The sequence below is a fragment of the Spirosoma lituiforme genome (genome assembly GCF_054776635.1).
This window is the reverse complement of the sequence record NZ_BAAHBO010000003.1, coordinates 512649-536740: the sequence shown is the minus strand read 5'-3', so window position 1 is coordinate 536740 and position 24092 is coordinate 512649. Positions and strand designations below refer to the sequence as shown.

Here is a 24092-nt window from a genome sequence, read left to right as displayed (position 1 = left end):
GGTCTGTATCGGCTAACGTTTATTGCTTCATTATTTTTCGAACCGTTTGCCGATCGCCAACCTGGATGCGCATGAGATACAGGCCGCTCGGCTGCGAACCAAGGTTTAGTTCATTTCGCTGGTTCCGGGTAGTCTGTTTCAAAACAGGGGTGCCGCTCAAATCGGTTAACGTAACAATAGCCGGGTCACGCGTCAGGGGTAAGTTTAACTCAACAATCAGGATTGTTTCGGTAGGTACCGGATACGCTTTGATCAATGGATCGAGCGAGTTGTCATCAACGCCCAATAGCGGTAACACCGAAATGACGGCTGTACCGGAAAGAGCGCCCGTTCCGCAGCTGTTGCGAACACTGGTCAGGCGATACGTGGTTGTGCGGGAAGGGCGGGCTTCTACAACGTAGGGGCTCGTGGAAGCCGTAAGGGAATAGCTGCGGAGGCTGTCAGCGTACGTCGTCGTCCAGGGGCCATCCCCGCCAAAGGTAAGCGTCAGATTCGCCGGTACACCTTCGTAAATGTTCTGCGTACCGGTGAGGGTCGCTGTTGGTAAAGAGCGAATTGTCAGGAGGGTAGGGCTGTTACTGCCCGTGATGCCTATTTCCGGATTATCTGCCTTTACGCGAACATAGTACTGGCCTCCCGGTAACGTTATTGGCAGTGAACTGATAACCGGCGAGCTGGCTGTGCTTGTCGAAGCCGCGTATTTTTTTGTTGTATCGGCCACGCTAACCAGCTCAATTCTGAACGCATTGCCTGAATTAAATTCACCCGTTGAGGTAAACGGAACCGAAAGTGACGTACCCGCGCATAAGGTTGTGGTGGTTAAGCTGCTGGTCGATACGGTCGGCACGCGAACCACGATGGTTGCCGGATTTCCGGGTAAGCCTGTTCCACAGCCGTTAACAACAGACGTTACCTGGTACGATGTGTTGCCGCGCGGCAATACCGAAATGGTTGTATCGCTTCGTGCTGTACCGGAATAACCGCTAGTCAGGCTGTAACTATAAGGCCCTGATCCGGTAAACTTCAATTGCAAGGGAACGTGCAGACCCAGGTTGACGGTGGTTGTTTGGGTAAATAAAGACAGCGTTGGCGTTGTGTTCACGACAACACGAATCGTTGACCGGGCGCTGTAGCAGCCGTAGGAGGCAATCTGGTAAACGTAGAACGGATCGCCCTGAAGCTGGACATTCGTATTCAGCGTCGATGGGGTAGGGGCGTTTGACGTTACGTTGCCATACGGGTCGACCCAGCGTAGCTGGCTTCCTGTTTCGCCCACCGCTTCTAAAGGCACGGCTTTGTCATTGATGCAATAGGTAACGAGTGACTTCGGCGTAGCCGGCGCCGATGGTGTGAGAATGGTTGCCTGGATTTCAGCTTTATCGCCTTCGCACCCATTAACTACCTGGCTCACTAAATATTTCTGTACACCTGCTTGTGTGGTAGAGGGAATCGGAGCTCCCGAAAGCGACGCGCCTGCTGAGTTGTACCATCTGAAGTCTGATCCAGTGACGTTGGCTGCCAATGAGGTGATGTTCTGCGAAGGCTGATCCTGCTGGGCCTGGCAATAAGTTGGACTGGATACGCCGGGCTTGTCGGGGAGGGGTTTGATGGTAACGGTAACCGTTGCTTTCGGGCCCTCGCAACTTTCTACCGTTTGCGATACTTTGTAGGTCTGATTTCCCACAGCATCTGAATTGGGCGTCGGTGCTCCTCCGTTCAGGAGGTTATCCGACGAATCATACCATTTCAGGCCCGAACCGGAAGCGCTTAGCGGTTGGGTCTGGCTTTTGTTACAGAAGCTGACCGAATTTGTGCCTGGAGCGCCGGGTATAGCTTTAACCCGAACATTGAGTGTCGCGCGGGGGCTTTCACAACCGGCCACCGTCTGACTGACGTAGTAAACGGTGGTACCGGCGTTGGCGTTGGAAGCTACCGGGGCTGTTGTCGATGCGGGACCACCCGATGAACTTGTACCATACCAATTGATCGTTGCATTGGCTACCAATGTGGCCGTCAAGGCTGGTGCACTGGTTCCCTGGCAAAACTCAATGGCCGATGTCGTGGGCGCGTTTGGTGTATCTTTCACTTGCACCGGTATGGCCGTTCGGTCGCTTTCACAGCCGTTTACTAGTTGCGATACGTAATATACTGTACTGCCAATTGCAGTGGCCGATGTACTAGGCACAGTAGCGTTACCAGACCCTGAACCACTCGTTTCATTGGTGCCATACCATCTGAGATTTTGACCACTAGCCGATAAGGGCTGTGCTGTTACACCTTCGCAATACGCTGCGGGGGGCGTAGCTGTAGGGGCTGCTGGAACGGCATTCACAGTAACGGTGATAGCCGCACGAGCACTTTCGCAACCATTAACTGATTGGCTTACGTAATAGGTGCTTGTTTTAAGTTGGTCGGTTGGTGGCGATGGGGCCTGGGTGCTGGGGCTACCCCCTTTGTCGAGTGTACCGTACCAGTTCAGCGTAGCGCTACCAGTGGCACTCGCCTGCAACGGGCTAGATGCCTTACTCTGGCAGTAAATAACGGGCGAACTCGAAACCGTTGGCGTAGATGGGAGGCTATTAATGGTGACCGTTATTCCCTTTCTGGGACTGGAACACCCGCCTACTTTAGCCACCTGACTGACATAGTACGTGGCTGATTGGGTATTGCTTACCGTGGGCGCTGTTGTGGTCGAGCTTCCTCCTGATGCCGACGTGCCCCACCAGCGCAACTCATAATCAGATGACGTTGCCGTGGCGGTCAGGGAGCCAACCGGCGAACCGGCACAAACGGCAGGCGGACCCTGAACTGTAGGTTCGCCTGGCGCTCCAACGATGGTAACGGAAATAGGAGATCGGGTTAGGCTTTGGCAGCCGTCATTATCAATCTGGCTAACGTAATACGTGGCACTGGTCTGATTATTAGGAACGATGGCTGTTGTGGTTGAACTTCCCCCCGATGCCGACGTGCCCCACCACAGGAGCGTGTTCGAGCCGGTGGGTGTTGCGCTCAATGGCTCTGTTGCTGCTCCCTGACAGTATATCAAGGGAGTTTTTACGGTGGGGGCACTGGGTTTGCTTTTTACCGTTACCGTAATGGCGGCCAGCGCACTTTCGCAGCCGTTAATGGTCTGGCTGACGTTGTAAATGGTATTTCCAATGGCCGCGGGGGCTGTGTTGGGCCTGGGCGCCTGCGTTGAGGTGGTTCCACTGGTTTGGTTGGCTGCGTACCAGTTCAGTGTACCCCCCGACGATCCCATTGCCGTCAACACAGAGGCTACATCATTCTCGCAGTACGTGATTAATGAGGCTACAGTTGGCGCAGCGGGTCTGGTGGTGATTGTGAGGGTTGATGCTGACGATGCTCCCGCGTTGGCTGGTAAACCGGTCGATGATCTCACCTGAATTCTATACGCTGAACCGCTAGTGGCTGATGCCGGAATGATTGCGTTAATAGCCGCTGCCGTTCGGCTGGTAACGCTCCCGATGGCGGTTGGGTATGACGTGCCAGCTACATCCGACAAATAGGCGGTAAATACATTCCCTGTAGCAAAGGACGTGCTGGTGGAGAAGGAGACAGTCAGACCCGTACCTGAACAAACAGCCGCCGGAGAAAACGAAACACCGGAAATTGTCTGAGAAAAGCTATGGGTGCTTAAGCCAACCAAGGAAAGCCAGAGAAGTAAGCAGGAGTAAACAATACGTCCCTTCATAAAGTAGGAGGAAAAAGCGGTTGAAAACCTAAAGTTAGCGCATTTATAAACGATATGCAGTAGTCGGCTGGTGTGGCTGCGACCGCCTGTATTCGCTGTAAAAATGCTTAATTAATGTACGCTGACTAGTATATATAAATTACAGTGTACCAGATGGTCGTTATGTTTAACTAATTAGGCAGTGTAGCAATAAAAATGCCACTTCTGCATAGAAGTGGCATCATACAGGATTATACTAAAAGCAGATGACTTTAAATGGCTTCGGACCGCTGTATACTTACTGGATGGCCGAATAAATGACTTCGTGAATACGCCGACGGAGTTTTGTCGTGTTGATGGAATTGTTGCCGGCCGTTGGATAAATACGATTGGAAAGAAAAACAAAAATCAACTCCTGATCGGGGTCAACCCAAACAACGTTGCCGGTAAAACCCGTATGCCCAAATGAACGGGGTGATACCTGTTGCGCCATGTAAACACTGCTGGCACTTTCCGGATTTGGTTTGTCCCAGCCGAGCGCCCGGTGGCTGCGGTTGCTGAGCGTTTGCGTAAAATAGGGTACCGTCATTGGCTGAAGAATCCGCTCGTCGCCGTACATGCCTTTCTGGAGATTCATTTGCAGCAGCGTGGCAATATCGTGTGCATTCCCGAACAACCCGGCATGACCGGAAATGCCTCCCTGCACGGCCGCCATCTGATCATGAACCGTGCCTACCAGGAGCTGATTGCGGTAATACGTATCCTGTTCCGTTGGCGCGCACTTTGGGTTATTGATCCGCTGTAAAGGTGTGAAACCAAGCTGGTGCAGCCCTAACGGCTTGTACACATTGTCCGTAACGAACTTGTCCAGAGGCTGCTTGCTAACTCGCTCAACGATCTTCTGTAAGGTTAGAAAATTGAGGTCGCTATAAACGAAAGCGGGCCTGCCTGCTTCATCATTTTTCTTCGACATCGGCGATTGGACTACCCATTTCCAGACGGAATCCCGTAACGCCGGAACACCCCAGAGTGTTGGTGCGATCTGGAGTGTATGCAAACTGTCGTGTACCGAAGAGTAATACTCGGCTTTCAGGCCTCCGCCGGGCAACCGGGTACGATCCCAGGTAGTCGGGTAGAACGAAACCATACCCGATTGATGCCAAAGTAAATCCTGAAGGGTAATGTTTTGCTTGTTTGTGTTCCGAAGTTCGGGGAGGTAAAACGAGGCTTTCTGCGTGAGGTCAAGTTGCTTCCGGTCGTACAACACCATCACGGACTGTAAAGTGGCCAGCACTTTCGTTAGTGATGCCAGATCATACAGAGTTTCGTCCGTTACTTTTTCGGCATTTGGGGCGTAGGTCAACGCGCCGAAGTTTTTACTGTATACAATTTTACCCTTGCGGGCAACCAGAATTTCGCAGCCGGGCACGACATGATTTTTCACCGCTCCCTGCGCAATGGCATCTATCTGGTTCAGTACGGTCGACTTCATCCCTACACTTTCCGGCGACCCAACCGAGAGCCGTCCTTCGGGACTTAAGGTTAAGCCCATCCCTACTTTCATATCGCCGATCGAGATTGGCAACATACCCTGCGAACCCAAACCACCAAACAGGACCTGGGGAACTACGCGTTGCATGTCGTCAAGCTCCTGGTACGCACAAACCAGCGCATCGGCTCCGGTAAACTGCTGAAGACTGTACGGCGAGCCGAAGGCGGTTACCACTACTTTTGCCCCCCGCTGTTTTAGTCGGGTAATCAAGTCGAGCGATGGTTTGGTAATGCCGTATTTCCGTTGTGCCGACTCGCTCATTCGGTGAAAACTGACCACAACCGTGTTCGCATCGCTAACCTGCGCCAGAATATTGGTCAGATCGGCTTCGGAAACAGGTTTTTCGGGATAGGCAAGTGTTTGAAAAGGAGCGTATTGATTCAGTGTTTTCTGAAAAACATTACCTGGTTCGGCTCCAATGGCTACCGATGCCAGACGCAGAGTATCCAGGTGCTTGAAGGGCAGCAGGCTATTCTTGTTATCGGCTACCGTTACTGATTGCTCGCAAAGTTCCTGTTTGAGCAGTTTTGCTTCGGGCGAGTTAAGATCTGTCGACAGGCCACCCAGATTAATGGGTTTGTAGTGGGCCAGCCCTGCCCAGTATTTTGCCCGCAGGATCTTTTTGACCTTTTCGTCGATCAGTTCCTGCGTAATGACTCCCTGCTGTACCGCGTTCAGGATGTTGATTGTCGCTTCCCGCACGTTTTCAGGATACAGGAGAATGTCGTTTCCAGCCATGAGCGCCCGTAAGTTAACGTCTACTGCCTTGGGCGACCGGCTGATTCCGCCCATGTTCAGCGCATCGGTAAAGACCAGTCCACGGAAACCCAGTTCTTTTTTGAGAAGTTCAGTAACGATTTTTTCGGATAGAGTGGCGGCCAAAGCAGGCGTGTTATCCATAACGGGTACGTGCAGGTGGCCCGTGACAACACCCATCAGGCTATCGGCAATCAGTTTCCGGAATGGGTACAGATCAATTTCCCGCATCTGCTCCGACGATCGACTGACGGTTGGCAACGTATGGTGAGAATCCGCGTTGGTATCGCCATGGCCGGGAAAATGTTTGGCGGTAGCAATCACATGTGTACCCTGTAAACCCCGCATGTAGGCCGACGCTTTCAGCGCTACATTCTCTTTGGATTCGCCGAACGATCGCACGCCAATGACCGGATTCGCCGGATTACTGTTGATGTCTGATACAGGAGCAAAATTGATGTGAATCCCCAGGCGCTGGCATTGACGGCCAATTTCAGCGCCCATGCGGTAAATAACTTCGTTATCCCGAATAGCACCAAGTGACATTTGCTTGGGGAATTCCATTGTGCTATCCAGGCGCATGCCGAGCCCCCATTCGCCGTCGATACCAATTAACAGCGGTACTTTCGAAGCCGCCTGGTAGCGATTGGTCAGAACCGCCTGCCGGTAGGGACCACCCTGAAAGAAGATCAATCCACCGATATGATTCGTCTGAATGAGGTGGTCAATGTATTGGTAATGATTGTCGTGGCGGTTGGAGAACGTGGCCACCATAAAGAACTGGCCAACTTTCTGTTCGGGCGTTAACGTATGAAAAACGCTGTCCACCCAGTGCTCGCTACTATCAGTCATAGCGAATACCTCCACCGGTCTGGCAGCCGGACCAAATTTATAGGGGACGATGGCTATCCGACTGGCGTGGGCGGCCGCCGTCCGTTTGGCAGCTGCTCTGATGGCTGTTGTCCGAGCAAGTTTTGCCCAGAAGTTACGACCAGGTTTTGTTAAACCGGAAGCGGTTAACAGGCTGACGAACAAAAGGACAATAAGTAAAATAGGTCGTACAACGATATTCCGCATGGACACTCAATAAAGAAAAAGCAGTTGTCAGTTGACGGTAGTTTTTTGGACAGACCATAAAAATAACCAAAGGCTGCCGTAAACCACAAGGAATCATCGAATTGTCTAAGTTTTTAACAGAATAGTTTTGATAAAACGTTCTTGTTAGCTGATTAATCCAAAATTAAATTAAATGCTGAACGGGTCTCCATTCAGATAATCAACAAGTTAAACAGACCGCTGCAGAAGAAATATGACCAAATAAACTGTCTTCTCAAGATAGACTAGTCTGTAATCAGCATGGATAATATCAACTATTTATTCGTATAACTATATAAAATGGAAAAGGATACCTGAACGAATGGCGGTAATACATATCAAAAATGGGGCAAAACGAAAAAAGCCCGTAAAATGGGCCAACAGTAAACCAGTGCAGCGGATTCTGACCACTGGCGAAACATGAAGTAGTAAGCAGCTTGGCTAATAAGGCCGAGCGGGGCGCACGTTCATGAGGGCCGCCAGAAAACGCTCACCGATAACGGCTTTCGTTTCCTGAACGGTTTGATGCCAGTAGGCCGACGTTGTCGATTTTGTCTTGGCAACTGAAGCCGCGGTCTTTAATCTCAGTTGCTTCCGGGCAGCAAACATGTTGTGGGGATGCCCCATGCTAAACGCTTGTGCACTGATGCCTAAAAGTAAAATGCCGACTACCCAGAGAGTTTTCATGGTCGTTCGTGTCTAAGAACAATACAAAGATATGGGTTTAGTTTGGTATCTTGCAATACATAGTACTAAATTCTTTAAATTATTTTTCAACTTTATACGAGATAGTTCCTGATTTGGTCAACACCGCCAAATCAGGAACTATCTCGTCGCGTTAATCGATCACAATCCGTTTAACAGCACCATCTTCGTTCTGTGTGACGGTGATGAAGTAGGTGCCTTGCGCTTTTTTGTTCAGATCTATCTGCCCAACAAATTCACCCGAGAAATCCTTGATCTCTCGTTTAGCCACTTCTTTACCCTTCGTATTGGTGACAACGATGCTTATGTCTCCTTTGGCGGGTGCCGTAAAGCGAACAGTCAACTGGTCGTGATCGGGGTTGTTGGGGAAAGCCTCCAGTCCGCGAATGGTTGATACTTTGCCGCTGGTATTGCGCGCCCAGTCTTCGAAGGGCCGAACGAGTTGCCGGTCAAAATCTCTGGGAAGCTGAAATTTTAACCGATTCAGTTGGTCGGCCAATGAATCGGCTCCCCGCCGAAACTCGTAGCGCCAATTCTGGTTAGTCCAGGCGTCCTGGTCCGTATGGCCGCGCTGAAGTTTCCCTCGCTGTGCATAGGCATCGGCCGGAGCGCGTCGCGGACCTGGTACCGTCCGTTCCCGCGTTACCCGTCGATCTCCGTTGGTATCGTCAATGATAATGGTCATCTGGCGTTTGCCGGCATCTTTACGGGATGCCTTGAGTGAATCAACCAGTTTCATAACCATAGCGTCGCGCTCCGGATCACTCATACCATCTATGTGGTACGTCCGTTCGATCTCGCGGACCTCATCGCCATTGCGCTCGATGATCCGTACGTTTACGTCGCTCCTGCCGGTTTTTTTGGATGGGCTGGTTTGCATCTGCGCCAGGGCAGTTCCGCTAAAGGCAACGGCCAGCAGCAGGGCCGATGCGAACTGGTAACGAGCAATAACTGTTTTTTTCATGGTACTGGTACGTTGCAAACGAAGGAATGAAAAGTTGCTAAACCAATTGATACAGGGGTTGTTAAAGTTTGTTAACAGGTCAATGACTAGCTGACCCCGTTCGTACTTTTACTAGCCTTTTAACCTGGTTTCTTATAGATGGAAAAGCTGGTTAAAGGTTGCATGAGCGAGTAAAAAAATGTCAAAACAACGCATACGCTGGATTGTAGCCTTAATGGCTATTGGACTATTGGGGCTGGTAGGACTGCAGGTCTACTGGATCAGTAGCGCATTGCAGTTACAGCGAGAACAGTTTGCCTACAAAGTAACCGATGCGCTCCAGGAGGTGGTACGAGCGCTGGAGCGCCAGGAAATTTTTTACCTGACCAACCAGCGTGTTCAGGCTCGCGAACACCAGAACCGGCTGATGGCCATTGCCAAGAAGGAGGGGCAGCCAACTAAAAGAGCCGATACGGAGAAACCGCTTGTTGTCGCCAAACCAGCCCGCGCAGACCAGAAGAAACAGCCACACCTGTCAACCCCTGATCAACTGGCGGCCCGTCAGACAATCCCCTCCGGTATGACATCGGTTGGGAATATTGTTGTGCAGTCGGATGTGCTGCATCCGATTGTTCGTCCGCTCTCGGCCGAGCAGATGGCGGTCGTTGAAGAGTTTGTTCGTCAGCAAGATGAACTAATGGCCGTTGGCGACTGGCAGACCCAGCTAGCGCAGCAACAGCAATTCAATCAGTGGGCCGAAGGCCTTATGTACACAGAGCTGAATCGAATCAACAACCAGGTTAAGCAGGATTCGGCGGTGCGTGCGGCCAGGAACAAGCTCCGTCGGGCCAGCCAGCGCCGAAAAAATCAGGCTGATGAGGCTTTGGCATCGGCCAGATCCGGTTCACCCACCAGCAGTACCCTGGCGAGCCAGCACCGGACTAACGCGGGACGGACTGAAGAGCAATCGCATATGATCAAGGATGTGCTCAAAGGCCTGCTCCTGTCTGACCGACCGATTGAAGACCGCGTTAACCGCCTGGCACTCGACACCTTACTTCGTCAATCGTTGATTGAGCGGGGCATCAGTATTCCGTTTGCCTACGCCGTGCGAACCAGCCAGAAGCCCCGGTTTCTGTTCACTTCAAAAGGCATTGAAGCCCAGCAGTTCGATGTAAGTGGCTATAAGGCAGCGCTGTTTCCCAACAATTTAATGGAAACCGGGAATTACGTATATGTCTATTTCCCGACCCAGAAAGAGTTTATTCTGAGCCGCCTGGGCTTCACGCTGGGTGCTTCCGTCGTGCTGATTCTGGTCATTCTGGCGTGTTTTTACATTGCGATCAACACGATTGTCCGGCAGAAAAAACTGGCTGATATTAAGAACGACTTTATCAACAACATGACCCACGAGTTCAAAACGCCCATTTCGACCATATCGCTGGCGGTCGAGATGGCACAGGAGCAGTTGCGGTCGAATGAAATGAATCAGCGATCGACGGCTTTGACCAACGCGGGCTCTAGCGGCTTCGGCTCCCGACCCAATTCATTTACGGATGGGCTACCGGATCAGGCGATGCCCGGATCGAGTATACCGGACGCTCGTCTGACGCGTTACATGAGCATCATTCGGGATGAGACCCGGCGGTTAGGCTCCCACGTGGAAAAAGTACTGCAAATGGCGTTGCTGGACAAGGGAGAAATCAAGCTGAACCTAAGCTCCGTCAACGTGCACGATGTCATTGAGAAAGTGCTGAATAACCTGAGTCTGCAAATTGAGCAGCGGGGGGGCGAGGTCGATCTTCACTTCGATGCCGACCGGGAGGTTGTGGAAGCCGATGAGCTTCACCTGACCAACATTGTGTACAATCTGCTGGATAATGCACTGAAATATTCGCCCGAAAGTCCACACATTACCATCAGTACGCGTAGTCTACCCGAAGGGACTGCAACAAATGGTGGCGTCAGTATTATTGTTTCGGATCAGGGGCTGGGTATGAGCAAAGAGCAGACCAGCCGTATTTTTGAAAAATTCTACCGGGTACCTACCGGAAACCGGCACGATGTAAAAGGATTTGGCCTCGGCCTCAGCTACGTAAAGAAAATGGTTGAGGAGCACCACGGTCAAATTCTGGTCGAAAGCCAGCCTGGACAAGGCAGTACCTTCGAAGTGATTATTCCCTATAAACAAATGAGCGAAAGAGTGAATGAGTGAATGAGTATAGGGCTGGTGACCGACCGCTCATTCACTCATTCACTCTTTCGCTCTTTACTGTATTATGCCAACCATTCTGCTTGTTGAAGACGACCCGAACCTGGGTCTATTGGTACAGGAGTACCTGACCATGAAAGGATACCAGACCGACCGGGCTACTGACGGAAATCAGGGGCTGCAACTATTCATGGCGGGCCATTACGATCTGTGCATCTTCGACGTGATGATGCCCAAAAAAGATGGCTTTACGTTGGCAAAGGAGGTTCGCATGGACCATCGTGACGTACCCATCATTTTTCTGACCGCTAAGTCCATGCAGGAAGATACGATTCAGGGGTTCAAAGTGGGGGGCGATGACTACATGACGAAGCCGTTCAGCATGGAAGAACTCCTGCTCAGGATTCAGGCCATTCTACGCCGGTACCAGCGCACAACGGAAGCCATTGAAGCGACTACCTACCAGATCGGCTCCTTTTCCTTCGATTACCCTCATCAGCTTCTCTCCCGAACGGCAGATACACAGCCGCAAAAGCTAACCAGCAAGGAGTCGGAGTTATTAAAATTGCTGGCTCAGAACCTGAATCAGCCGGTTAGCCGTAGTTTTGCCTTGAAAATGGTTTGGGGCGATGACTCGTATTTCAACGCCCGAAGCATGGACGTGTATGTGACAAAACTACGCAAGTACCTGAAAGAGGACCCCGCGGTCCAACTTGTTAATGTACACGGCGAAGGATTTAAATTGATTGTTTAATGGTTTTTGGTTTACAAAACACGGGTTCATGGGGTTCTCAACAGCTGGTGATGCCGCGTGTTGTAAACGCTATAAACCGTAAACCAACTACCATAAACCAGAACGCATGAACCTTATACGCCGTCCGCGCCGGAATCGCCAATCGGCTGTTATCCGCGACATGGTGCAGGAAACCCGCCTGTCGGTTACTGATTTTATTTTGCCGGTCTTCATTACGGATGGCCAGAATGTTCGGTCGGAAGTATCCTCGATGCCGGGCATCTATCGGTATTCACTGGATCTGCTGCTCAACGAAATTGAGGAATGTGTTGATCTGGGCGTTAAAACGTTCGACCTGTTTCCCAATATCGCTGAGTCGAAAAAAGATAAGTACGCCACCGAAAGTTACAACCCCGATGGCTTGTACATGCAGGCGATCCGGGCTATTAAAGACCGTTTTCCTGATGTAATGATCATGACCGATGTGGCCATGGACCCTTACAGTTCAGATGGGCACGATGGCATTGTGGAAAACGGCAAGATCGTCAATGACCCGACCCTGGAGGTATTGGGAAAGATGGCTCTCGCCCAGGCGCAGGCTGGTGCCAACATCGTTGGCCCTTCCGATATGATGGACGGCCGCGTCGGTTATCTTCGGCAGGTGCTGGACGAAGGGGGCTTCCATGATGTAGCGATTATGTCTTATGCCGCCAAATACGCGAGCGCTTTCTACGGTCCTTTCCGTGATGCGCTTGAATCGGCCCCTAAATTCGGCGATAAGAAAACCTACCAGATGAACCCCGCCAATAGTCGGGAAGCACTGATTGAAGCCCAGCTTGATTACGAAGAAGGGGCTGATTTTTTGATGGTAAAACCGGCGCTGGCCTACCTCGACATCATCAAATTATTGAACGACAATTTTCACCTGCCCATTGCGGCCTATAACGTCAGCGGTGAGTACGCCATGATTAAAGCGGCTGCGCAAAACGGCTGGCTCGATGGCGAACGCGCTATGATGGAGTCGCTGATGGCTATCAAACGGGCTGGCGCGAATGTCATTCTGACGTATTTTGCCAAGGAAGCCGCCCGGGTACTGAATAGTTAGGCAGATGAGCCCATAATGGTACCCTTTACTTCCTCAACGAACTGCGCTGGTAACCAACGCGCCATTCGTTGGGGAATTTACTGATTCTAAACTCTGGTCCTGTGCCCAACCGTTTTTGTAATGACTAAACTCCTGATTCGTAACGCCCGCTTAGTGAATGAAGGGCAAATTATTGACACGGATGTATTAATAGAAAACGGATTTATTGCCCAGGTCAAGTCCGGTCTGTCTGATGCGGGTGTTAGTCAGATTATCGACGCCCAAGGCAAGTATTTACTGCCCGGCGTTATCGACGACCAGGTGCATTTTCGGGAGCCCGGTCTGACGCACAAGGCAACGATTGGGTCCGAAGCGCGGGCGGCCGTGGCAGGGGGTGTAACCAGTTTTATGGAAATGCCCAATACCGTTCCCAATGCGTTGACGCAGGAGTTACTGGCCCAGAAATACGCCATTGCGGCCGGCACATCGTTGGCCAACTACTCATTTTTTATGGGGGCCTCGAACAATAACCTTGACGAAGTCCTGCGAACCAACCGCAATGACGTTTGTGGAATCAAGGTGTTCATGGGCTCCTCGACCGGTAACATGCTGGTGGATAATGAGAAAGTGCTGGATCAGCTGTTTCAGGAAAGCCCCATGCTGATTGCCACCCACTGTGAGGATGAAGCTACCATTCGAGCCAACACGGAGCATTACAAAGCCGAATACGGTGAGCATGCCACCGCGGGGCTCCACCCCCTGATTCGGAACGAAGATGCCTGTCTGCGATCATCGTCGATGGCCGTTGAACTGGCCAAACGACATAACACCCGCCTGCATATTCTGCACATTTCTACCGCTGATGAACTGGCATTATTCGATAACAAAACGCCCCTTGCTCAAAAGCGAATTACGGCCGAAGTGTGCGTACATCATCTTTGGTTCGACAGCGAAGACTACGCCAGATTAGGCAACCTGATCAAATGCAATCCGGCCATTAAAGCGCCTTATCATAAAGAAGCACTGCTGGCTGGCCTGCTGGACGATCACCTGGATATTATTGCGACCGATCATGCCCCCCACACCTGGGCCGAAAAGCAACAACCCTATTGGCAGGCACCGTCTGGTTTGCCACTTGTGCAGCACCCGCTTCTGCTCATGCTCGATTTTGTGAAACAAGGAAAACTTTCTCTCGAAACCCTGGTTCGAAAAATGTGTCATGCGCCCGCAGACTGTTTCCAGATAGACCGGCGCGGTTACGTACGGGAGGGTTACTGGGCCGATCTGGTCCTGGTCGATCCAGCGCAGTCGATGACCGTATCGGCGGAAAACACGCTGTATCAATGTGGTTGGTCACCGCTGGATGGCCATACGTTTGGTGCCAGCGTAACACACACGATCGTTTCGGGAAAACTAGCCTATGAAAATGGCCGGTTTATGACCGATCAACCGGGTGAGCGGCTGGCATTTGTCCGGTAACATCAAAAAAAAATAGGGCAAAACCTTGTACAATCGGTTTGGAGACCCTTATCTTTGCAGTCCCAACACGGGGAAACGCGCTGCCGAAGTGGTGAAATTGGTAGACACGCACGTTTCAGGGGCGTGTGTCTTTACGGACATGCGAGTTCGAGTCTCGCCTTCGGCACATAAATTAACCGCGATTAACTGACTTCCAGTTGATCGCGGTTTTTTAATGTCAAACGTACGCCAGCAACAACTGCCCTTATGAAAGCAAAACTAGGCTTATTATTGCTTTTTTACTTTCCGTTTATCACGACTACAACGTGGGCTCAGGATGTAAACTCACTTGGTATAAAACTGGTATCGGTAGCATCGGGTAAATTTTACATGGGCTCCGAGCGCGAAGGCAAGGATGTTGACGAAAGTCCGGTTCACCGGGTTACGCTGACAACTGGGTTCCGGATGTCGGCCACCGAAGTGACCAACGCCCAGTACGAAGCGTTCGATCCGACACACAGGCAGCTTCGGGGCAAGGGTGGCTTTTCAACGCAGGACGACGAAGCGGTTGTTTTTGTTTCCTATCAGCAAGCCACCGCTTTCTGCAACTGGCTCACCAAAAAAGAAGGAAAACCCTATCGACTCCCCACCGAAGCGGAGTGGGAATATGCCTGCCGGGCCGGAACGATTTCGGATTTTTCGACAGGTAATTCACTACCAAAAGAATACCAGAAAAACCAGATGACCGATCGCCATACGGCAGTCGTCTCGTTAAAAGTTGCCCAGACGCCCGCTAATGCCTGGGGGCTTTACGACATGCATGGCAATGTAGAAGAGTGGTGTCTGGACTGGTACGGCCCGTACGCGGCTAGCCCGCAACAGGATCCTGTGGGCCGGGCATCCGGTTTGTATCGGGTGAGCCGGGGAGGGAGTTTCGGAACGCCGGTCACGTTTTTGCGGTCGGCCAACCGGGCGGGAATGATCCCGGAAGATAAGAACTGGCTGGTTGGTTTTCGCATCGTTCAGGCAGCCTTGCCAACGGGTAAACCGCTACCACCCGTTGCGCTACCTACCTATGCCGGTCCGGTTCCGCAGCGGCCTTACGCATGGAAGCCGACAGATGCCACAAAACCCGTCTTCCGGGAACCGCAACGGTATATTAACAAGCCTGACTGTGCGCATCGGGTGCCATTTTACAGCCACAATCACCAGCCCGCCGTTACCTGGTGTGCTAATGGAGACTTGCTGACGATCTGGTTTTCGACCGACGAAGAGAGTGGCCGCGAGATGACCGTTCTATCCAGTCGACGCCGGGCTGGTGCGTTAATGTGGGATGAGCCCAGTGAATTTTTTAAAGTACCGGATCGCAACATGACGGGCGCTTCTCTGCTACACGACGGCAAAGGAACGATCTATCACATGAACGGGGTAGAAACAGATGGCGATTGGCAGGACTTGGCTATGGCGTTGCGCACTAGTCGGGACAACGGGGTGAGTTGGTCGGCTCCGCGTCTGGTTGATCCTGAGCACAGGAAGCGAAACCAGGTCATTGCTGGCATGAGCCTAACCAAGGAGGGGTGGCTAATCCAGCCTGCCGATGCCGATCCGGGTCCATCTGGCGGTACCGCCATTCATATTAGTAAAGACAAAGGCAGTACCTGGACGAATCCGTACGAGGGTAACGAAACGCCCAGCTTCGGCGCTGGCGAAACTGGTGGTCTCATTGCCGGTATCCATGCGGGCGTGGTGCCACTCAAAAATGGTGATTTACTGGCATTCGGCCGAAAAAACGACATCCCGGCTGCCGACAGCTCGGGTCTGCGGATGCCCATGAGTCGTTCAACCGATATGGGTAAAACCTGGACTTATTCGGCATCCCCCTTTCCGCCCGTCTGGAGCGGTCAGCGGTTGGTGCTTACCCGATTAAATGAAGGGGCTTTACTTCTGGTTTCATTTACGCATCACCCCGACGAGCGCAGCGAAAAGATGGCGGGTATGTTATTTAAAACGGCTGACGGAAAAAGCTACAAAGGCTACGGTATGTATGCTGCCGTGTCCTTCGATGAGGGTAAAACCTGGCCTTTCGTCAAGCTGCTGACGGATGGAAAGGAGCGTTACCTGAACGGGGGAGCCTGGACCGGGGCTTTTGAAATGGATCAGACCCACGCTGAACCCAAAGGCTATCTGGCCGCAACGCAAACGCCCGACAATGTGATTCATCTGCTCAGCAGTAGTCTCCATTACCAGTTTAATCTGGCTTGGTTGACAGAGCGGCCAGTGTCAACGGCTCAGAAACAATAATCTGTCGGTTATTCAGTCGAGAGAGGTATGTTATGATTGAGACCGGACAATACCTGGCAGGTATTAAGTAGAGTTACACCATCCATCCGCAGGCGTTCCCACCATTCATTGGTCGGCCCGTGAAAGGAGGTGACTAATTGGTCGCTGCCTTTTTGTTTAGGCAGTACGAACCAGTGTGGCATTCTGTTAGGCAAAGCGCGTGTACAAAAGGATCGCTGAACAAAGGTCATAAACCGGGAGTTCTCAGGCTTGTAAAGCTAAACATAGCCCTAGTCATGCAAAATCAGATCGCGTCCTATTTGCCCAGCCCCAGCCCTGTTGTCCTGATTGTTTTTCAGAAAGAACCGTATCAATATGTTGCCGTCTTTGTCAACCAAACCCGGGAGCAGGCGGAGGAGACGTTCAAGCAGAAATATAACTTCGAAGAAGGGGAGCATTATGAAGTGAAGGAATACAAAGATGTCGAAAGTTACTCCGTCACAGAAGATGGTAATCTACTGGTTAACGGCAGCTATAAATGAGAAGAAGCCTGCATTAGTCGTGCAGGCTTCTTTTAATTAACAATGATAGCAGCAGCGGAATTGATGTCCGGCCATTCACCTTGCGAATGCTCACATGCCCGTTCACCTGGTTATTGCCTGGTCAATCAAGCTCAGTGGTAGTGGTCAAATTCGAAACATAGCGGGCGTAATGCCAGGTTCTGGTCCATTTGCTGTCAATAACCAGCCAGGTTTAGCCCTGATCAGGCTTCGGTTTGCGACGCGTCCATTTGATGGGATCGACTAATGGACGCGGATACGTAACGCCTAATTCAACACCCCAGCTGGCTAGCTCCTCTGGACTGTTGAGTGACAGCAAATGCAGCTTATCGGCGGGTACGTCTTTAAGTTCGGGACACCAGTGTTTAACGTACTCCCCTTTAGGGTCGTATCGGGTGGCCTGGGTATAGATATTAAAATAACGGTCGCCGTTCGGGTCCGCCCCGACCTCGGCCACCGCATTCCAGTTACCCCAGTTGCTGGCTGGATCATAATCAATCAGCAGGCTTTCCATGTAGGCCGCCCCCCACGGCCACCATACGCTCAAATCCGGCTTTTCGCCCCGGTGAAGCAACAGGCTGGCTACGTTCTGACGACCCCGGTTGGACATAAATCCAGTGGCGTTCAACTCCCGCATGTTGGCGTCGACGAACGGAATGCCGGTCTGACCAGCGGCCCATCTGGCGAACAGGTCAGCGTTTTTTTTCCAGCCATCCGTCGATACGTTTCGAGGACCACCTGCCAGAAAAATACGGTGCCCCTGCCGGACGGCCTGGAACCGAAAATAATCCCGCCAGATCAGTTCGAAGATCAGCCAGTAGGTCGATACGTTTTTTTTGCGTTCCCGCTCGTACCGCTTGACTTCCCAATAGATTCGGCGGGGAGACAGGCAGCCATTGGCTAGCCAGGCCGAAAACTTACTCGAATAGTCTGCGCCCAACAGCTGATTACGGGTGTATTTGTAGTTACGAAGCTGGTCATGTTCCCAGAAATAGGTCTCCAGCCGTTGCAGAGCCTCCGTTTCTCCGCCGACAAAGTGGATGGCGGCCCGGTCGTCAATTTCGGGCGTTTCCAGACCCAGGTTCTCCAGCGTAGGCAGCTCACCAGCCTCAATGTCGGGTAGAGCAGGTAATGTGGGCACGGGTACCTCCTCGCGTACCGCCGACTGCTTTTCACAGCCTTTCCGGAAAGTCCGATAAGCATCTGGCATATCGGATAGGACGAAAGGTAAATCGTCCGGATGGTAAAGCGAAAGCATCCAGAACAGCTTCAGCTGCGCTTTCCCGGATTCAAGAGCGTGTTGAACCTGCGCGTCTACCTGCATTTCTTCGGTAGTGGCTTCCTGACCAGCATAGACGGCGCTGGCCTGATGCTGACTAACCAGTTCGGCCAATACCTCAGCCGGATTACCCACACGAATCAGCAGGTCGGAGCCTTTGTTTCGCAGATTACGGCGTAAGTCGGCCAGACTTTCGAGCAGAAACCGCACTCGGTGTCCCCCGGCCCTGGGTACATTAATAGCCGGTAAGGTCTCTATCGAACGAGGGTCGAGAATATAGACCGGCAGCACAAGTTGAGCATCCTGACAGGCTTGATATAAGGCGGAATTGTCGTGCAGTCGCAGGTCATTGCGAAACCAGTGGATAATGGTATTTTTCATAAGCGATCACAAACGCGAGGGTACCCTTTACGGAACCAATGTGTAACGTATTCGTTTAGCGAAACTGACTGTTTTTGGACCATAAGCTTAGGGGTTGAGTCCGGCAGTAATGCCACAGGAAGCGCGTGATCGCCCGCGATAGACCAGTACTAAAAGCCACTTAATCTAGTTACATTCGCCGTTATTAAGATGGGAATTGAGAATGAAAACGATTACGGTATTTTGTGGGTCCAGCCCCGGTAATGACCCCCTGTTGATGGAAACGGCCTATAAACTCGGTCAGCAATTAGCCATGAACGGAATCGATCTGGTATATGGTGGCGCCAGAGTTGGGCTAATGGGAGCCGTTGCCGATGGCGCGTTATCGAGCAAGGGGCGGGTTATCGGGGTTTTGCCGGTATTTTTACAGACCAAAGAGATTGCTCATGAGGGCCTGACCGAGTTAGTTCTGACTGAGTCGATGCACGAGCGCAAGCTGAAAATGCACGAGCTATCAGACGGCGCTATTGCCTTACCGGGCGGGTACGGAACACTGGAAGAGTATTTCGAAATGCTGACCTGGGCGCAACTTGGCCTGCACAAAAAACCGGTGGCCTTGTTAAACGTTAATGGCTTCTACGATGGTTTGCTTACGTTAGCGAAGACAATGGTTGCTAGCGGACTGCTTAAGCCGGTCAACCGGGAGATGATGCTGGTAAGCGACACCATTGATGATCTATTAGCCCGGATGGCTGCGTATCAGGCTCCCCTCGTCGGAAAATGGCTGACCCCAACTAAAGCCTGAGAACGCAATCAAGCTATGCTCTACACGCCCGACCAAACGGCTCAACTGCCTGCTGAAGGATTTCGGTATCTGCTCACGTCACTCAACGATCATGTGCTGACCATCACGCTGAATCGGCCCGATAAAAAGAATGCGCTCAATCCGCCGATGCTGGCTGAATTAGCTTTCGTTCTGTCGTATGCGCACCATACAAGCGATGTCTGGCTGGTGGTACTGGCCGCAGCGGGCAACACGTTTTGTGCAGGGATGGATTTAAAAAGCCTGTCGGCGGGCGATAACGAAACAGCGTCGGTTCCTGAACCCGCCGGTCCGGTTCGGCTGGGCGAGCTGATGGCCGGTTTGCATAAACCATCCATTGCCTGCGTGCAGGGACCTGTCTACGCCGGTGGTTTTTTACTGGTAGCGACAAGCACGTACGTTGTGGCGGCTGATTCGGCAACATTTAGCTTACCGGAAGTAAAACGGGGCTTGTTTCCGTTTCAGGTGATGGCCGTTCTGCTGAATATCATGCCCGTTCGAACGGCTCTCGATCTGTGCTTGCGGGCCAAAACGCTCTCGGCATCAGATGCATTGGCGCTCGGCCTGGTGACCGATAGGGTGCCCGCCGATGCGGTGAGCGATACGGTGAACAGCTTACTTGACGAACTTAAACAATTTTCGCCGACCGCCATGCAGTTTGGCCTTCGAGCCTTTCAGCAAGTAAAAGACCTGCCATCCAGTGAACAGCAGGCCTTTTTGTATGATCAATTTACTAAACTTCAACAAACGACTGATGCTCAAGAAGGTATGGTGGCTTTTCTGGAGAAACGCCCGCCGAAATGGTCGGGGAATTGATCAGGATTTTGGTAAATCCGGGCAGTTGTCTTTCCGGCGCGTGTCGATGATGGATTGGATCTTCCAGTTTCCACTTACTTTCACCAGCGTGAAGGCATTTACACCGCAGTGGCTTTTCTGCCCTTTCAGGTAAAAGACATAGGGAGTCCAGGCCGTAGCCAGTTCTGCATCAATTTTGATGTCCATTCCCGACAGGCGCTCGTCGAGCGTAAAGGCTGGATACTTCGTGACCGAAGCCGCAAACTTACCCAAGTCATCCGTCCGTACAGATACGTCTCCTTCCTTATTTTTGGCAATGGTCTGTAGGGAACCGCCGGGTAGAAACGTATTTTTAATCTGCGTTGAATTGCCCTTCCGCATGCCATCGAACATCAATTGAATGGTTGTGCGCACGGCAGCTTCGTCGGTAGACGTTTGTGCGAAAGCCGGAAGGCTGGCCAGTAAAAGAAGGAGCGTTTTCATGAAACGGATGGAACGCCGATTTTTATGATTAGTAAGATTCACGCTGATAAGATCATACCTCATCGTAACAATCATAAAAATCGGCGTTCCATGACAAGCTAAATATACTGATTAACAATCATTTCGTACAATTCCTGTTTGCCGCTCAGTTGTTTGGGTTCGCCATTGGTCAGGGCAAACTGGCGCAGATCTTCGAGTGTTAATTCGCCTTTCTCGAAGCGTGCTCCCTCGCCCGAATCATAACTGGCATAGCGCTCGGAACGCAGTTTCTTGTATTGCGATTTAGCCAGAATGGCTTCGGCAGCAATGGCAGCTCGGGCGAAGGTGTCCATACCACCGATGTGGGCAATGAAAATATCGTCCAGATCGGTTGAGTTCCGACGGGTTTTGGCATCGAAGTTAACCCCGCCTGATTTCAGACCACCCGCTTCCAGAATAACCAGCATGGCTTCGGTCAGTTCGTACACATCTACCGGGAACTGGTCCGTGTCCCAGCCGTTCTGGTAGTCGCCCCGGTTGGCGTCGAGGCTGCCGAGCATGTTGTTATCGGCGGCCACTTGCAGTTCATGCGCGAAGGTGTGGTTGGCCAGCGTTGCGTGGTTTGTTTCGATGTTCAGTTCGAAATCGTCCTGCAGGCCAAACCGATTCAGGAAACCAACAACGGTAGCCGCGTCGAAATCGTACTGGTGTTTGGTCGGCTCCATTGGCTTGGGTTCAATATAGAACGCCCCCTTGAAACCCTGCTTACGAGCGTAATCACGACTGATTTGCAAGAACTTACCCAGGTGTTCCTGTTCGCGCTTCATGTTGGTGTTCAGCAGCGACATGTACCCTTCGCGGCCTCCCCAGAATGTATAGCCAGCGCCACCCAGCTCAATCGTTGCGTCGATGGCATTTTTTACCTGCCAGCCGCCGTGGGCCAGTACGTGGAAATCAGGGTTGGTGGATGCGCCGTTCATGTAGCGCTCATGCGAAAACAAATTAGCCGTTCCCCACAGCAGTTTTACACCACTGGCCGCTTGCTTCTGCTTGGCATAGTCGACAATGGCGCGGAAGTTTTTTTCGAATTCGGCGTTAGAGTTTCCTTCCGGTGCCACATCGACATCGTGAAAACAGTAAAATTCCATACCGATTTTCGTGATGAACTCGAAGGCTGCATCCATTTTATCATGGGCCGCAGCCAGCGGATCGGGGTTGGCATCCCAGGGGAAGTGTTTGACGCCAGGACCGAAGGGATCGGCACCCGTTCCGCAGAAGGTATGCCAGTAAGCAGTTGCGAACCGGAAAATATCCTTCATGGGTTTGCCTAAAATAAGCCGATTGGCATCGTAAAACTTGAACGCCATCGGGTTATCGGACTCGCGGCCTTCGTAAGCAATGGGCTTGTCTATGGATGGAAAATAGGTCTTCTCGCCGAGTGTTAGTTTGAGTTCAGACATGAAAATAGGAATTGAGGTATTAGGTAAATTAAAAGAAAATCAACGGTCGTTTCTCCTTACTCGGGCAGCGATGCCATAAGGGCCAACTACTTTACTTCTACGGATTGCCCGGCGCTGGCAACGGCTTTGCCTTTTTCAAACACTAGATCGATTCGACCAAGATTGATGCCGGCAAAGCCAACCTGGTTGATCCAGACGGGTTGCCCGTTGAGGTTATCGACCGTAACGGGCGCATCCAGAAACGTATGGGTGTGTCCGCCAATGATAAGGTCGATGTTCTGCGTTTTAGCTGCCAGTATCCGATCGGACACCGTTGGCTCGTTATCATATTTATAGCCCAGATGCGACAGGCAAACGACGTAATCGCACTTTTTGTCGGTACGTAATTTAGCCGCCGTTTCATTGCCCACGTCAATAGGGTCGAGGTATTTCGTTTCCTTATACGCATCGCGGGGGATCAGGCCTTTGGGTTCAATACCCAGGCCGAATACCCCAATCCGAACCCCGTCTTTCTCAAATAGTTTATAAGGTGTTGTATGGCCATCCATGACGGTATTTTTGAAATCGTAGTTCGCAACCAGCATGGGGAAAGTTGCCTTGCTAAACTGCGTGACCATGTTGTCGATACCACCATCGAAATCGTGATTGCCGATAGTACCCGCATCGTAGCCAAGCCGGTTCATGGCCAGAATTTCGGGTTCGCCTTTGTATACGTTGAAGTAGGGTGTTCCCTGAAAGATGTCGCCAGCGTCGAACAGCAGCACGTTCCGGGAGCGGCCATTCACCTGTTCACTTCGAATGTTATGGATAAGTGTCGCCCGTCGCGCAACCCCACCCTTGCCCGCATTCCGCCCGCCATCCATCGGAAACGGGTCCAGACGACTGTGTACATCGTTGGTGTGCAGGATGGTCAGCGACGTTGACGGGCTGCTTCGAACCGGTTGAGCGAGCAGATCTGGCGTAACGGAACCAACAACGGCGGCCGTACCCAGCAATTTCAGAAACTGGCGTCTATTCGATGCGAATGCGTCCATCAGAAACGGGATTAATGAGTTGTCCGGTTTTGCCCTGTTCCCGAAAGTAATCGAGCAGGGCATCCCGCATGAGGTAGTTGATATTTTCGCTTTTGATGGGATTCTTCAGAAAACCAGCGTCGTCGCCCCCATTGGCCACGTAGTCACTCATCACAACCGTATAGGTATCGTCGGGTTGTAGAGTCCGGCCATTCGTGAACGTAACTGACTGTACCTGTTCGTTGTGGAGTACAGCCCGAAGGCCCCCCACGACCAGTTTATTTCCTTTGGCAAAATGATTCAGCATTTGCTTGAGCGTGGCTCCGTTAACGGTCAGTACCATCAACTGGTTGTCGAACGGCATCACCTCGAAAATGGAACCGGTTGTGATGTTGCCTTCCGGTAAGTTACTCCGAATACCACCAAAGTTAAGGTGCGAACAGTCAATGGGTTTGCCATACCGCTGTATAGCCTGTTTGAGGAGCGCATCGGTCAATAAGTCGTTGAGCGGAGCTTCTGGCTGGCCTTTTTCAATGCGCCCGCTAGAGTGTGCCAGTACCTCGTTCATGGTCTTTTCCAGGCCCTGACGGTAAGGGTATAGAAAACTGGCGACGCTGCTATCTGGCGACGCCGTTACCGAATCAACGCCAATTCGGTTGGCCGTTCGGTTAGTCAGGTGATAACTGGGATTACAGGCTGACAGGGTAGCCAGAGCCAGTATCAGAATGTGTTTTTTCATATAGCAGGCAAGTTCGGAAACTCTAAGCAATCCTGTGTTAACGAATCATTAGAAAGCACTGCCTACCGCCTAGTTGAATACACCGAGCCATC

Annotated in this window: 17 protein-coding genes and 1 tRNA gene; 9 read left to right on the top strand and 9 right to left on the bottom strand. The window is 51.7% G+C overall.

The window, feature by feature from the left end; translation table 11 throughout:
* Positions 1–19: 19 nt before the first annotated feature.
* From ACYU87_RS14575 to ACYU87_RS14560, 4 genes are all read right to left on the bottom strand, one after another.
* Positions 20–3712: an Ig-like domain-containing protein gene (locus tag ACYU87_RS14575; protein WP_461134794.1), complete on the bottom strand. Its 3693-nt coding sequence runs from the start codon at positions 3710–3712 to the stop codon at positions 20–22.
* Between the two features lie 277 nt (positions 3713–3989).
* Positions 3990–7076: a glycoside hydrolase family 3 N-terminal domain-containing protein gene (locus ACYU87_RS14570; protein WP_461134793.1), complete on the bottom strand. Its 3087-nt coding sequence runs from the start codon at positions 7074–7076 to the stop codon at positions 3990–3992.
* A 459-nt stretch (positions 7077–7535) separates the two neighbouring features.
* Positions 7536–7781, bottom strand: coding sequence for a hypothetical protein (locus ACYU87_RS14565; RefSeq protein WP_461134792.1), 246 nt, complete (start codon positions 7779–7781; stop codon positions 7536–7538).
* A 151-nt stretch (positions 7782–7932) separates the two neighbouring features.
* A complete protein-coding gene (locus ACYU87_RS14560; RefSeq protein ID WP_461134791.1) occupies positions 7933–8763 on the bottom strand; it encodes a T9SS type A sorting domain-containing protein in 831 nt (276 codons plus the stop codon).
* 178 nt (positions 8764–8941) lie between these two features.
* On the opposite strand from ACYU87_RS14560, the gene ACYU87_RS14555 reads away from it, so the two are divergent.
* From ACYU87_RS14555 to ACYU87_RS14525, 7 genes are all read left to right on the top strand, one after another.
* The gene (locus tag ACYU87_RS14555; protein WP_461134790.1) at positions 8942–10957 is read left to right on the top strand and encodes a sensor histidine kinase; all 2016 of its coding nucleotides are present in this window, start codon (positions 8942–8944) and stop codon (positions 10955–10957) included.
* 64 nt (positions 10958–11021) lie between these two features.
* Positions 11022–11708, top strand: coding sequence for a response regulator transcription factor (locus tag ACYU87_RS14550; protein WP_461134789.1), 687 nt, complete (start codon positions 11022–11024; stop codon positions 11706–11708).
* Positions 11709–11814: 106 nt separating this feature from the next.
* On the top strand, positions 11815–12792 hold the full coding sequence (gene hemB, locus ACYU87_RS14545) for a porphobilinogen synthase (protein ID WP_461134788.1): 978 nt from the start codon (positions 11815–11817) through the stop codon (positions 12790–12792).
* A gap of 120 nt (positions 12793–12912) precedes the next feature.
* Positions 12913–14250 carry a dihydroorotase gene (locus ACYU87_RS14540; RefSeq protein ID WP_461134787.1) on the top strand — a complete coding sequence of 446 codons (1338 nt, stop codon included), beginning with the start codon at positions 12913–12915 and terminating at the stop codon, positions 14248–14250.
* An 82-nt stretch (positions 14251–14332) separates the two neighbouring features.
* A tRNA-Leu gene (locus ACYU87_RS14535) sits at positions 14333–14416 on the top strand.
* Positions 14417–14496: 80 nt separating this feature from the next.
* Positions 14497–16530, top strand: coding sequence for an SUMF1/EgtB/PvdO family nonheme iron enzyme (locus ACYU87_RS14530; RefSeq protein ID WP_461134786.1), 2034 nt, complete (start codon positions 14497–14499; stop codon positions 16528–16530).
* 275 nt (positions 16531–16805) lie between these two features.
* The gene (locus tag ACYU87_RS14525) at positions 16806–17051 is read left to right on the top strand and encodes a hypothetical protein (protein ID WP_461134785.1); all 246 of its coding nucleotides are present in this window, start codon (positions 16806–16808) and stop codon (positions 17049–17051) included.
* Between the two features lie 211 nt (positions 17052–17262).
* Here ACYU87_RS14525 and ACYU87_RS14520 read toward each other — a convergent pair whose 3' ends face one another.
* Positions 17263–18729, bottom strand: a complete 1467-nt coding sequence (locus tag ACYU87_RS14520; RefSeq protein WP_461134784.1) for a DASH family cryptochrome — start codon at positions 18727–18729, stop codon at positions 17263–17265.
* Positions 18730–18931: 202 nt separating this feature from the next.
* On the opposite strand from ACYU87_RS14520, the gene ACYU87_RS14515 reads away from it, so the two are divergent.
* Positions 18932–19513 carry an LOG family protein gene (locus tag ACYU87_RS14515; protein ID WP_461134783.1) on the top strand — a complete coding sequence of 194 codons (582 nt, stop codon included), beginning with the start codon at positions 18932–18934 and terminating at the stop codon, positions 19511–19513.
* 15 nt (positions 19514–19528) lie between these two features.
* Complete coding sequence (locus ACYU87_RS14510) at positions 19529–20347, top strand: enoyl-CoA hydratase-related protein (RefSeq protein ID WP_461134782.1); 819 nt, start codon at positions 19529–19531, stop codon at positions 20345–20347.
* On the opposite strand, the gene ACYU87_RS14505 is transcribed toward ACYU87_RS14510, so the two are convergent.
* From ACYU87_RS14505 to ACYU87_RS14490, 4 genes are all read right to left on the bottom strand, one after another.
* On the bottom strand, positions 20348–20809 hold the full coding sequence (locus tag ACYU87_RS14505) for a nuclear transport factor 2 family protein (RefSeq protein ID WP_461134781.1): 462 nt from the start codon (positions 20807–20809) through the stop codon (positions 20348–20350).
* Between the two features lie 98 nt (positions 20810–20907).
* Positions 20908–22248, bottom strand: coding sequence for a xylose isomerase (gene xylA / locus ACYU87_RS14500; protein WP_461134780.1), 1341 nt, complete (start codon positions 22246–22248; stop codon positions 20908–20910).
* Between the two features lie 86 nt (positions 22249–22334).
* Positions 22335–23282: a bifunctional metallophosphatase/5'-nucleotidase gene (locus ACYU87_RS14495; RefSeq protein ID WP_461134779.1), complete on the bottom strand. Its 948-nt coding sequence runs from the start codon at positions 23280–23282 to the stop codon at positions 22335–22337.
* Positions 23260–24000: a 5'-nucleotidase C-terminal domain-containing protein gene (locus tag ACYU87_RS14490; protein ID WP_461134778.1), complete on the bottom strand. Its 741-nt coding sequence runs from the start codon at positions 23998–24000 to the stop codon at positions 23260–23262. Before ACYU87_RS14490 ends, ACYU87_RS14495 begins: the two co-directional genes overlap by 23 nt.
* Positions 24001–24092: the final 92 nt, after the last annotated feature.